The sequence below is a fragment of the Neisseria animaloris genome (assembly GCF_900637855.1).
GTDB lineage: Bacteria > Pseudomonadota > Gammaproteobacteria > Burkholderiales > Neisseriaceae > Neisseria > Neisseria animaloris.
Window position 1 is genome coordinate 261557 of the sequence record NZ_LR134440.1, and the last position, 12080, is coordinate 273636.

Here is a 12080-nt window from a genome sequence, read left to right on the forward strand (position 1 = left end):
AAAAAAACATGTCTAAGCAAAATCAAATTGCAGTAGGTATCAAACACCATATTATCGACCAAGATACCGGCGTACCAACACAATTTCACACAGTCAGTATGCTGGCGGTCGACTTCGATAACGGCGTGCACAGCGTTACCGTCAACCATTATTTTTCACAGGATTTGTTTGATCTAGGCAAGAAACCGTTCCGCGCTTCCCGCTATGAGCTTTACGGCACGCCGCCGCGAGGCGGGGATATTGTAGATTGGGCATTGAAAAGTATTGTTGCGCCGATTTCAGACGGGGCGGTTGATGTGTACGGCCAGCCGTTGCAGGCCAACGACTTCACGGGCGCGGAATTGGTCTACCGTGATTTTCCGGAGCAGTAATAATATTTGAATATGCCGCAGAATTTCAAAAGACGGTTTGTTCCCCGTGTCCATGCGGGGATTTTTTTTGTGGAGTGAAAACGTGATTAAGCAAGTAGCAGGCCACACAGTAAGCGGTCAAACAGGGAGTGGCATCAGCGTTACCGGTGCCGCCACAACGGTAGCTGGATTTTTAGCAGATATACCGTGGGTAACGGTAGTCGGCATGATGGTGGCGGTGTTCGGATTTTTAATAAATGCATATTTTGGCTGGCGTAAAGATCAGCGTGAGGCGCGGGAGTTTGTTTTGAAGGAGCAGGTCTATAAAAGCCAGATTAGGCATTGCGAGTGCAAAGACGGGGGAAAAGATGCAGAACAAAACTAAAATCTGGGTTGGAGGGATGGCTGCTTCGGCGGCCTTTTTTGCCGCCTTGATACAGCATGAGGGGTTCCGTAGCAAGCCTTATCTTGATTCCGTGGGCGTGCCGACGATTGGTATCGGCAGCACCGTTTATCCTGATGGCCGAAAAGTAAAACTCACTGACCCTGCCATCACTAAGAAACAGGCAATTGCGTATGCCAAACATCATTCCGGCAAAGATGAAAATAAATTCCGTGCGTTGCTTGCCGGTGTCAAATTGAGCCAAGCTGAATATGATGTTTATTTGGATTTCGCATACAACTTTGGCATACACACTTTTGCGAAATCTTCGATGCTCCGCAATCTGAAGTACGGTGATTATAAGGCCGCCTGCCGGTCGTTATTAAAGTACAAGTTCGCCGGTGGTCGTGATTGCAGTGTACGTAAAAACAACTGTATCGGCGTGTGGAATCGCCAGCTTGACCGGTACAACAAGTGCATGGCGGCCAACCAATGACGCATGAACAGCAGTTTTATTATGAGAAATTGCAAGAGGCAATCAAGCGGCGGGAAGAAGCAAGGGAAGCGGGCGATTACAAAGCCTTTTCCCTTGCGGAAACCGATGTATCGAATTATCAAACAATGTTGGAAAGGGCGAAAGCATGACCTTTTTTGCAGGAGTGTGGGCATGGCTGATCGGCGCATTGCCTACGATAAAAAAATACTGGCAGACAATTGCCGTTTTGATTGTGGTGGCGTTGTTGGCTTGGTTTTGGTTTGATGGCAATCAAGCGGCATATCAAAAGGGCTATAACGATGCCACGGCCAAAATCAGCCTTGAAATCGCCGAAAGCGTGAAGAAAAACGCTGAAAAAGCGCATGAATCCAGCGCGGAGTATCAAGACACCCGCGCCGAACAAGTGGAAAAAGAAAGGGTACGATATGTCAAAGTCAAACAAATTATCAAACAGCCTGTGTATGTTAACCGCTGTTTTGATGATGTCGGCATGCAAGTCGTCAACGATTCCGCCGATGAATACCAACCCGCCGCCCGCTGATATAGCGCAGCCTTGCCCGAAAATCCCGCACCTTTCAGGCGACACAGGCGAGGATATTTTGCCGTATATTTTGCAATTGCACAGCCAATACAAGGACTGCGCTGCGCGGCACAAGGCATTGGTCAAAGCGTGGCCGAAATGATGAAAAGTCGTCTGAAACCATCTTAACCTAATGGTTAAAATGGTTCAGACGGCCTGTTGCGCCTGTTGCATTGCTTCCTTAAAATCAAGTCGCCGCGGTCGTGGGCGCAAATTGGTATAAATCCGCATGCTTTCCCAGTCTCCGTGTAGTGTAACCTGTTGCATTTGCGGGATAGTTAGGCCGTTTTCTGCTAAACGCGTCGCGCCTTCGTGCCGCAAATCATGGAACCGCAAGTCGTCAATGAATAAAGCCTTGCATGCCTTTGTAAACAGCGTGCTGATGGTTTTCGATTGGTATCCGCCTAAAAGCAGATTGGGATTTCCTCTCATTTGTTTTTGTACTTGATCATCTTTAATCGCCTCGATAACCGGCAATAGTTCGTCGCGTATTTCAAACCTTTTGTGATTCCCCTTGCTGCCCCGCGGGTGTTTTACGTCTTTTACCAGCCATTGCCGCGTCTCCATATTCAAATCCGCCCATTCCAGCCGGCCTATTTCCGATTGTCGGCGGCATGAATAAATCGCAAACCAGATAATCAGATGCATGGGTACGCGCATATCGTTGGTTGACCGTCGGCACCAAGAAAAGTAAAAATAATCGGTCAATTTCTGCAATTCTTCCGCTGTTGGCAGTCGTTCCCGCTGGTCGGCCTTGCCGATTACCCGTGCCCTTCGTAATCCCTCGATAGCAATGTCTATTTCAGACCATGTAACAGGCAATCCCCAGACAAAATGGGCGTGTTTGATAACCGAGCGTAAATATTGCAGATCGCTGTTGATGGTGGCTGGTTTTACCGGTTGTAGCCCTAATTGCGGTTGCCCGCGTTGACGTTTAAAGGCGTAAGACGTGAAATCTTCCCGCCGCAATCTATCGATGCGTTTGTCTGCAATTTCAAAATTCATCACAAAATTCAGCGTTCGGAATTTTGATTCGCTGTATTCGGTTGCTACTTCTTCCGCGTACCGCTTGGCAGCTTCCCGAAGCGTCGGGCATAATGTTTTTTTGGTCTCCTGAAACAAAAGCTCGGGATGTAGTTCTAGTTCGGCTTCGCGCCGTTTCAGCCATTCGACGGCCATAGCCTTTTTGGAAAATGTACGGCTTTCGGAAAAATCGGGATATCCTGTTTTCTTTATGCGTATTTGCGCCCGATACACCACGTTGCCCGAAGGGTTGGTACGTTTGGTAATAGTGCCCATGCAATTTACACCATATGATAAATAATTAAAAATGGTGTAAATATGGTACATCAAATAACGCGAAATGTGCATAAATATGCGGAAATAATCCAGAATAAACCCATTTTAAAATTTAATAAAATCCAATTGAAACAAATAAATGACTGAATTAAAAGAAAAATGCAGATTAATTCTTGCACCCATGCAGGGGCTGGTGGACGATGTGATGCGCGACCTGCTGACCCGTATCGGCGGGTTCGACGAATGCGTGAGCGAATTTGTGCGCATTACCCATACCGTGCACTCGCGTCAAACTTGGCTGAAACATGTGCCGGAAATCGCCGGCAACAACCGAACGCCCGCCGGTGTGCCGTGCACCGTACAGCTTTTGGGCAGCGATGCGGAAAACATGGCGGTGAACGCGCTCGAAGCCGTGCGTTTCGGGGCGGATAAAATCGATCTTAATTTCGGCTGCCCCGCGCCCACCGTCAACAAACACAAAGGCGGGGCGGTGCTGTTGAAAGAGCCGGAGCTGATTCACCATATCGTCCGCACTTTGCGCCGAAGCCTGCCCGACCATATTCCGCTTACCGGCAAAATGCGTTTGGGCTTTGAAGACAAAACGCTCGCGCTCGAATGCGCCTCCGCCATTGCAGAAGGCGGTGCCTGCGGCCTGACCGTGCATGCGCGCACCAAAGTGGAAGGCTACGAACCGCCCGCGCATTGGGAATGGGTGTGTAAAATCCGCGAATCGGTGCACATTCCCGTTACCGCCAACGGCGACGTGTTTACTTTGCAGGATTATCTCGACATCAAAGAAGTAAGCGGCTGCAACAGCGTGATGCTCGGGCGCGGAGCGGTGATGCGGCCGGATTTGGCACGGCAGATTAAACAGTTTGAACGCGGCGAAAGCATTACCGAAGCGGATTTCGGCGAAATATCGGGGTGGATAAACCTGTTTTTTGACCTGTGTCTCGCCAAAGAAGCCAACAACAAATACCCCGTTGCCCGCCTAAAACAATGGCTGGGTATGATGAAAAAAGTATATCCGCAGGCCCAGGAATTGTTTGAACGCATCCGCACGCTAAAGGAAGCGCACGAGGTGAAACAGGTGTTGCTTGAGTTTGAACGAATGCAACGGGCAAAAAGATAATCAAACTGCTATTAAGAGGCCGTCTGAAAAAAGTTTTCAGACGGCCTCTTATCATTTGCTGTTTACCAGCAGCACACCGGCTACGGATATCGCTCCGCCCAGCAGCATCGACATTAAAATCGGTTCGCCCAGCAGCAGTGCCGAAAGCAACACACCGAACACGGGTACCAAGTTGTTGAATATGATGGTGCGGGAAGGGCCCACCGCACGTATACCCTGATAATACCAAACGAATGCGGCAACCGTGCCGAATGCGCCCAGATAGAAAATGGAAACCCAAACCTGCCAGGTAAACGATGCCGCATCAAGCGAATCAAGCTGGCCGATTGCCCCGATGCCCAGAAAGAGCGTGCCCCAAAGGGTGGAATAGGTTGTGGCGGCAATGGGGCTGAGTGAGGTCAATACCTTGCGGGAAATCAGGGTGTAAACCGTCCATGCGATTACAGCGCATGTCATTAAGATCTCGCCTAAGCCTACCGATTGGCCGATATCGTGCACGGTGCCGGCCAAATCGCCACGGGTAATCACGATGGCGGCACCGAAGAGAGCGGTTACGATACCTATCCAGCGTTTCGTTCCGAGCCGTTCGCCCATGAACAATGCTGCCGCCAGAGCAGTAGTTATGGGGCTGAGGCTCACGAATAAAGCCGTGCGGCCTGCGGGTATGTGGGAAAGTGCACCGAAGAAAAAGATATTGTAGAGAAAAATACCGGTAAGCCCCAGCAGCGCAGTACCGAGCATTTGCTGCCGGTTGAGGCGGGGTAGCCCTCGTTCGATTTTGTATGAAATCCAAACCAGCAACGCCGAGGCAATAAGAAAACGCCCGAAAGCAGCGGTCATCAGCGGTATGGATTGTGCCAACACTTTGCCGGCAATGAACGTGCCGCCCCAGAATAAAGCGGCCAATACCAGTTTCAGAGCAAGCAGCGGGGGAATAGGAAGTTGGGTGTTAGCTGCAGGCGGAGGGGGCGGAGCTTGAGAAGTGTCGGCATGTGTTAGCGGAGTTTCCATTTTTAAATGCCTTAAACGGGCGGAGTACGTTGTTTCCCCCGTATTCACGGGAAAAATAAAAAATTCACTGTTCAATGCAGATTTGTAAGTGATGCAGTGGTTGTTTGCGCCGTTTGAGGCCGTCTGAAAAAAACAGCGCAGTTTCTGTGAAAACCGGGCGTTTTTCAGACGGCATCGTTTATACGGTCGGAGTGGTTTGAAGAACGCCGCAACCGACCGGCTTTTTTATGTTCATTCAGCGCAAATCCGGCAACACATTTAAGACAGCCGACAAAACCGCTTCGCCCAAACGCAGCGAGCGTTGGCCGTTCCAGCCGAAATCGTCGTCGGGCAGGTTGTCGTTGTCTTTAAACGGCATCTCCAGCGTATAGGCCAAGCAGCGGAAGTTTTCGCCCACCCATGCGGTGGCCATGCTCAAGTTGGCTTGGCCGGGCGCGTCTTTGTCGTAACCGTGTTCGTCTTGGAAGTCGGGACTGGCGGAGGCAAAGGCTTTTTTGAACTGCGTTTCCAGCGAGGCAATACGCTCGTCATAAGAAGGCACGCCTTCGGTGCCGGCTACAAACACAAACGGAATGGCTTCGTCGCCGTGAATGTCTAAAAACAAGTCCACGCCGGTTTCTCGCATTTTTTCGCGCACATAATACACTTCGGGGCTGCGTTCCACAGTCGGCTCCAGCCATTCGCGGTTGAGGTTGGCTCCGGCGGCGTTGGTACGCAGGTTGCCCAACACCGAGCCGTCGGGGTTCATATTGGGCACGATATAAAAGGTTGCACGGTCGAGTAAAGCGCGTGCGGTAGGGTCTTGCGGATCAAGCAGGCGGCCGAGCAAGCCTTCGATAAACCATTCGGCCATAGTTTCGCCGGGGTGCTGGCGGGCGATGATCCATACTTTCAGGTCGCTGGCCACTTGGTTGCCGATGGTAAGCAGATTGATGTCGCGCCCTTGTACGGTGCTGCCCAAGTCGTCGATCTGGCACAGGCCGCTGCCTTGTGCGTCGCCGAGCAGATTCAGATGCTGCTCGTGCGAATACGGCTCGAAATAGGCGTAGTAAACGCTGTTGGCCAACGGCGTGTGTTCGATGGTAAATACGCCGTTTTCATAGCGGGAAGGTACACGGAACCAGTTGCTGCGGTCGTAAGAAGCCACAGCCTGATAATCCTGCCAGCCGTCGGGGTAAGCAGACGATGCGGCGTTTTCAAAGTGCATCACGCAATTTTGATAGGCCGCGCCCTGCAAACGGAAATAAAACCATTGGGCAAAATCGGATGCGTTGTCGGGGCGTAGATTGAGACGGATATTGGAAGGGTCGCTCAGGTCGGTTACGGTTACGGAACCGGCATCAAACTGGGTGCTGATTTTAATCATGTGTTGTCCTGTCGATGTTAAACCGCCGGAAGTGGGTTTGCGACGGCGGCCGAGTAATTAATATTGTAATACTTTTCAGAAAAGGCTGTAACGGGGCAAGTTATAATGGAATCGTTTTAGATAATCGGACTGATAACATGAAGCTCACTTTGATGTTTCGCGAATATTGCAGCCTTTGCCACAAAATGCGCGATGCTTTACAGCCGTATCGGGAAATCTACGGATTTGATTTGGAAATATTCGATGTGGACGATGACCCGCTGTTGGAAGAGAAATACAATGAGTTGGTGCCGGTGTTGCTGCACGGCGAAACGGAAATCTGCTATTGGTTTTTGGATGCGGAAAAACTGGAAGCCTGTTTGAAAGAGCAGGCCGGCAAATAATTTCCGGTGCTTTCATGCTTGCATGTAAAAAGCCGCCTGATGAACTCGGGCGGCGTTTTTTTAGGCACGCAATAAAATATTGATATCAGCGCGACGAGCTGATGCGTGCGGCGTGGCCGTTTACAGGTTTGCGTGCGTTGAATGCACGCTTGGCAGCCTGAAAAATGGCCTGACGTCTGCGGTGTTGCATAAGCGTCTCCTTTCTTTGTTGTTGTCATTTGTGAGAGTGATACGCAATATAATGCCGATTGGTGTTTATTACAAGATTAAATTTGATAAAGATTGTTTATCTTAGTAAGCAATCGGGATAAATGGTACAAAAAAGGGTTTGAGTGGGTTTTTATCGGCTTGGTTGTATTTTGGCATTTGATTTATAACCATTCCGCCAGATCCGAGCTGTCTAAATTCCATGCCCAGATGCCGTTGCCGCTGCCGTCCAAGCCGCGCAGGAACAGGTAACGCACGGCGATTTGGGGCTGCGGAAGGCCGCGTATCTTGAAATAGCGGGCGACGGCGACGGCGTAAATCAGGGCTTGCAGGTAGTAGTGGTGTTCGGCCATTGCTTCGTTCATGGCCGTTTGGGTGTAGTCGGTGGCGGTATCGCCCAAGCGGTTGGATTTATAGTCGATAACGCAAACGAGGCCGTCCGAATCCTGATATACCATGTCGATAAAGCCGTTGAGAAAACCTTTCACAGCGGCAAAGTCGAGTTGTTGCGCGGCGGCAACGCATTCGGATGGCAAGTTGAGATGCGGGCGGGCAAACCATTCGCGCAGGCGGTTCAGGTTGAAATCATGCATGTAGAGCGTGAAAGCCATTTCGGGCAGGCAGCGGTCGGCGGCAATATCGGCAAGGGCGTATTTGCCGGTAAGCGGGGTTTGGCGGACATGCTCGAGCATGGCGTTGACGACAGGCAGCCAAGTATCGTCGAAGCCGTAACGGGCAAGGGCGGCGGATACGGCTTTGGTTTGGGCGGTTGCGGAGGCGGCGAAGTCGAAATGTTCGAGTATTTCATGCAGGCACACACCGGCATTGGTGCCGCGCGGAAAGGCGTGGATGCCGTCTGTTTGGCTGTTTTCAGACGGCATCTTTTCAGACGGCCTGACTATGCTGCTTTCGGCGGGATCGATGGCGGGTTGTAGCTCGTCGCGTTCGGAATCGCGGCTGCGGGTGTGGCGGCTCAAGCCGGTAAAGCTGGTATGGCGTATCAGCTCGAAAGCTCTTTCGGGAATGCTTGCCGCTTGGTAGAGGCCGTCTGAAAACTGCATGCTGTGATATATGGTTTGGGGAGGAGCATCCTCCGTGAAAACAAATTCGGTATTTTCAGAGACATCGTCAATAAAACGCCGCCAGTTGGCTTTCAGCATCGCCATGCCTTCTTCGTTTTTGGCTGCTTTGTATACCACTTTGTTTTCGGCACGGGTGGCCTTTTGGCCGCCCTCCAATAAATAAGCGAAGGTATTGTCGGCGGTGTCGTTGCAGTAGGCGGCGTAGATATTGAGCTGCTCTTCGGCGCGGGTAAGGGCGACATAGAGCAGGCGCAGGCGTTCGGCAAGTTCTTCGTCGGCCAGTAACTCAGTATCGGTGTTGTCGAGCTGGTGTTTGGCAAGCAATATCGCCTGCCGGTTTTGATGAAGGATCTGCCATTCGGCGGGTTTGTTGTCGGCGGCATCCCACACGAACGGGCAATACACCAGCGGATACTGCAAACCTTTGGCGGCGTGCATGGTAACGATTTTGACCAAAGCATCATCGCTTTCCAACCGCAAGATGTTGTTTTCGCTGCCGCCGCTTTCTTGTGCGGCCTGAATCTGTTCCAACAGCCACTGGTGCAGCGACGAAGGTGTATGGCTTTGTTCGTCTTCTTCGGCCAGGTGTTCGAGAATCTGGTGGTAATTGGTTAGGCTGCGTTCGTTGCCTGATTTAAGCAATCGTGTTTCTATACCGTGCCGTGCGGCAAACTGCTGCATGGCGGCGTAAATGCCGTGTTGCCGCCATGTGGCTGCGGCGGTTTCGGCGGATGCAATCCATGCTAGCAAGGCGTTTTCGTCGTTATTGAGGGTGTAGAGTTCCGCCGCGGTTTGTTGAAACAAAATACTGCCGAGCACGAAACGCAACGATTCGGTTTGCTGCGGTTGCAGCCAGAAACCGAGCAAGGCGGCTACGGCTTCGGCTTCCGGGGTGGTGAATACCGATTCGCGGCTGCGGATAACGCTTTGCACGTTACGTTTTTTCAATTCTTGAGAAATCAGCAGCCCTTCGTTATGGGTGCGTACCAGTACGGCGATCTGCCCCGATTGCAACGGGCGTGCCTCGGAATCGGCGTTTTTCTGATAATTCAGACGGCCTGCCGCCGCTTCGTTGAGGGCTTGGGCGATTTCGTCGGCACAATATTCGGCAGCACGGCGGCGCAGCTTTTCTTTGGCAGTGGAATCGTCGTCGTTACGGTTAAGCCAGCGCACCTGTATCGCGGGGCGGGCGGGTTTCAGACGGCCTGCTTTGCGCGAGGCGGCGACATCGGTGTAATTGATGTGTTCCAGCACGAAGGGGCGGTTTTTTTGTTTGAACAATGCACCGATGCCATTAATCAGCTTGGCATGGCTGCGGTAGTTGGTGGCAAGCGTGTAGTGGTGTTCGGCATCTTCGGCGGCTTGGAGATAGGCGTAAATGTCGGCACCGCGAAAGCTGTAAATCGCCTGTTTGGGGTCGCCCACCAGAAACAGCGGGTTGCCTTGCCGGATAAACAGGCGGCTGAAAATTTCGTATTGCAGCGGGTCGGTGTCTTGGAATTCATCTATCAGCGCCACTTTCCAGTTGTCCGCCACGGTTTCGGCCAAAGTGCGGCGGTGCGGGCTTTGCGTGAGCGCGTGGTGAACATCCAGCAGCAAGTCGTCGAAGCTGCGTTCGTGGCGGGATTTTTTTTGTTCGGCCAAGGCGTTGTTGATATGTTCGAGCAAATCGAGCTGTAAGGTGGTAAGGGCGTTTTGTTCTTCTTCCCCGACGGCGGCAAGATCGCGGCCCAGATTGGCGAGCATTTGCAGGTCGGCATAGGCGGCAAGGTCGGGTGCGGCGTGTTTTTTGGTTTTGCTTTCCAACACGTCGGCGGCAAACATCGCCAATTTTTCGTTAAATGCAGGCAAAAGATCGTATTCGGCAGCGTGCCGCAGCTCGGCAAACAGGTTTTCAAAAGAGGTTTTGCGGTAGCTGTTGCCGTTCAGGTTGGGATGTACCCGCCAAAATGTTTCGGTGAGTGCGGTTAGGTTTTCACGCACTTTTTGCCATGTTTGCTGCAAAGTTGCCGTTGCACCGGCCAAATCGGCTTGAGGCCGTCTGAAAACCAAATACGGACGGCTGATGAATTTTTTTATCTTTGCCAACACGGTTTGCGGGGTTTGTTTGTATTTGAATACCAACCGCGCCAACAGGGGATTGTCGGACACGTTTGCGCGCCAGAAGTCTTCGGCGGGCACAAGCAGGCGTTCGCGGTTGTCTTCAGCGAGTTCGACATCAAACGGCACTTGGCAGAGAAAGGCGTAATCGCGTAACAGCCGTTGGCAGAAGCCGTGGATGGTGTAAATCGCGGCATTGTCGAATTGGCCGATGGCGGCTTTCAAGCGCACAATCAGCCGTGCTTGCGGTTCTTGACTTAAGGCTTGGGTAAGCAGCGGCAGGATAAAGCCGTCATCTTTATGCTCGCGTTCGCAATAGGTTTGCAGGCCGTCTGAATCGTGTGCGGCATTCGGATTTTCTTCCAATGCCCGCAGAACGTCGTCCAAACGTGCGCGCAAACGGGTTTTCAATTCGGCGGTGGCGGCTTTGGTAAACGTAACTACTAATATGCTTTCGACCGGCATTTTTTCGAGCACCACCAGCCGCGTGAACAGCGCGGCAATACCGTAGGTTTTACCCGTGCCGGCGGAGGCTTCGATCAGATTGGTACCTTGTATGGGAATGGTGAGCGGGTTGAAGGGTTGGTGGCGAGTTGGCATGGCGGTGGGAGCGTTAATAGGTTGGCGGCATCATAGCATTTCTTTGAAGGATAAGGGGAATACGAAAGGCCGCCTGAAATGAGGTTTTCAGACGGCCTAATCAGGCGGCTTTTTCTAAAGAGGCCGCCTGAAAAATTATAAATCCTGCAACCGCTCTAGCGACGGTGCGTAGTAATAGGCACCGGTTACGGCAGTGGTAACGTGTTTGAGCAGCAAGTCGGTTTTGCCGTCGGTATGGCCGAACATACTCAGCAATTGTGCCTCGATGTTGTGCAATGTGCCGCAGTAAGCGATAAATACCAAGCCGTGTTCGCCCGATGCGGTGCCGTAAGGCAGGCTGCGGCGGACGATTTCGAGGCCGACTCCGTTTTCTTTGATGTTGACGCGGCCTAAATGGGAATCGGGCAGGCGCACGTCTTTGCTGAATTCTTCGTTGGTTTCTTTGGTGCGGCCGATGGCGGCTTCTTGGTCGGCCAGCGGCACTTTGTTCCATTTTTTGAGGTCGTGGCGGTATTTTTGCAGCAACACATAGCTGCCGCCTGCATCGGGCTTGCCTTCGGGCACGGTGCCGACGGTGCGGATGTTGTCTCCGGCGGGGTTTTCGGTGCCGTCTACAAAACCGTCCAACCCGCGCTCTTCGATCCAGCGAAAGCCGTGGGTTTCGTCTTTTACGTCGATGCTGTCGCCGAATGCTTCCAATACGCCCATAGCCAACGAAAAGTTAACATCGGGGCGCAGTGATTGGATGTGGAACATGATGTCGTGTTGCGTGGCGGGAGCCAAGCCGTTGCCGAGCGGGGTAAACGGTTTGATTTCGCTGCCTTCGCCGTTGTGGTTCAGGCTTTGCCAGAATACGCTACCGAAGGCGATGGTTAGACCAAGCAGTGCGTCGGGAAATTTTTGTTGCAATTTATCGAGTGCTTCAAGGCTTTGGCGGGCGGCAAGCTGAATCTGTTCGCGGCTGCCTGTGATGTCGGCTTCGATAAAAACGGCGGCTTTACTGCCTGCGGGAATAATGGCGGTTTGCGGGTTCATATTTTTCCTTTGGGTGATGCGGATGGATTCGTGTTTGCAGGAGTTTGATTATAGCCC

General features: G+C 52.0%; 13 protein-coding genes. 8 read left to right on the top strand and 5 right to left on the bottom strand.

Going from position 1 to position 12080, the window contains the following annotated elements; genetic code table 11:
- The first annotated feature begins 8 nt into the window (after positions 1-8).
- Genes EL216_RS01250 through lysC form a run of 6 tightly spaced genes read left to right on the top strand, consistent with a single transcriptional unit; the run spans position 9 to position 1911 of the window.
- Entirely contained in the window at positions 9-371 is a 363-nt protein-coding gene (locus tag EL216_RS01250; protein WP_085391241.1) for a hypothetical protein, read from the top strand.
- A gap of 52 nt (positions 372-423) precedes the next feature.
- A complete protein-coding gene (locus EL216_RS01255) occupies positions 424-735 on the top strand; it encodes a phage holin family protein (protein WP_085391242.1) in 312 nt (103 codons plus the stop codon).
- Positions 719-1228, top strand: coding sequence for a lysozyme (locus tag EL216_RS01260; RefSeq protein WP_085391243.1), 510 nt, complete (start codon positions 719-721; stop codon positions 1226-1228). The genes EL216_RS01255 and EL216_RS01260 overlap by 17 nt, the downstream gene beginning before the upstream one ends.
- Positions 1225-1377, top strand: a complete 153-nt coding sequence (locus EL216_RS11035; RefSeq protein WP_158087746.1) for a hypothetical protein — start codon at positions 1225-1227, stop codon at positions 1375-1377. Before EL216_RS01260 ends, EL216_RS11035 begins: the two co-directional genes overlap by 4 nt.
- A complete protein-coding gene (locus EL216_RS01265) occupies positions 1374-1769 on the top strand; it encodes a hypothetical protein (RefSeq protein WP_085391244.1) in 396 nt (131 codons plus the stop codon). Before EL216_RS11035 ends, EL216_RS01265 begins: the two co-directional genes overlap by 4 nt.
- The gene (gene lysC / locus EL216_RS11530) at positions 1744-1911 is read left to right on the top strand and encodes an Rz1-like lysis system protein LysC (RefSeq protein WP_428838784.1); all 168 of its coding nucleotides are present in this window, start codon (positions 1744-1746) and stop codon (positions 1909-1911) included. The genes EL216_RS01265 and lysC overlap by 26 nt, the downstream gene beginning before the upstream one ends.
- A gap of 44 nt (positions 1912-1955) precedes the next feature.
- Here lysC and EL216_RS01270 read toward each other — a convergent pair whose 3' ends face one another.
- Entirely contained in the window at positions 1956-3107 is a 1152-nt protein-coding gene (locus tag EL216_RS01270; RefSeq protein WP_085391273.1) for a tyrosine-type recombinase/integrase, read from the bottom strand.
- Positions 3108-3246: 139 nt separating this feature from the next.
- Here EL216_RS01270 and EL216_RS01275 point away from each other — a divergent pair, with 139 nt between their 5' ends.
- Complete coding sequence (locus tag EL216_RS01275) at positions 3247-4239, top strand: tRNA dihydrouridine synthase (RefSeq protein ID WP_126300823.1); 993 nt, start codon at positions 3247-3249, stop codon at positions 4237-4239.
- A 51-nt stretch (positions 4240-4290) separates the two neighbouring features.
- On the opposite strand, the gene EL216_RS01280 is transcribed toward EL216_RS01275, so the two are convergent.
- Positions 4291-5250 (bottom strand): DMT family transporter, encoded by a 960-nt coding sequence (locus tag EL216_RS01280; RefSeq protein WP_085389678.1) that lies wholly within the window; start codon positions 5248-5250, stop codon positions 4291-4293.
- Positions 5251-5485: 235 nt separating this feature from the next.
- Entirely contained in the window at positions 5486-6616 is a 1131-nt protein-coding gene (locus EL216_RS01285; protein ID WP_085389679.1) for a M14 family metallopeptidase, read from the bottom strand.
- Positions 6617-6753: 137 nt separating this feature from the next.
- On the opposite strand from EL216_RS01285, the gene EL216_RS01290 reads away from it, so the two are divergent.
- Positions 6754-6999, top strand: coding sequence for a glutaredoxin family protein (locus EL216_RS01290; RefSeq protein WP_085389680.1), 246 nt, complete (start codon positions 6754-6756; stop codon positions 6997-6999).
- A gap of 371 nt (positions 7000-7370) precedes the next feature.
- On the opposite strand, the gene recB is transcribed toward EL216_RS01290, so the two are convergent.
- Together recB and EL216_RS01300 are read right to left on the bottom strand one after the other, a co-directional pair.
- A complete protein-coding gene (recB, locus tag EL216_RS01295; protein ID WP_085389681.1) occupies positions 7371-10988 on the bottom strand; it encodes an exodeoxyribonuclease V subunit beta in 3618 nt (1205 codons plus the stop codon).
- Between the two features lie 135 nt (positions 10989-11123).
- Positions 11124-12023 (bottom strand): Dyp-type peroxidase, encoded by a 900-nt coding sequence (locus tag EL216_RS01300; protein ID WP_085389682.1) that lies wholly within the window; start codon positions 12021-12023, stop codon positions 11124-11126.
- Positions 12024-12080: the final 57 nt, after the last annotated feature.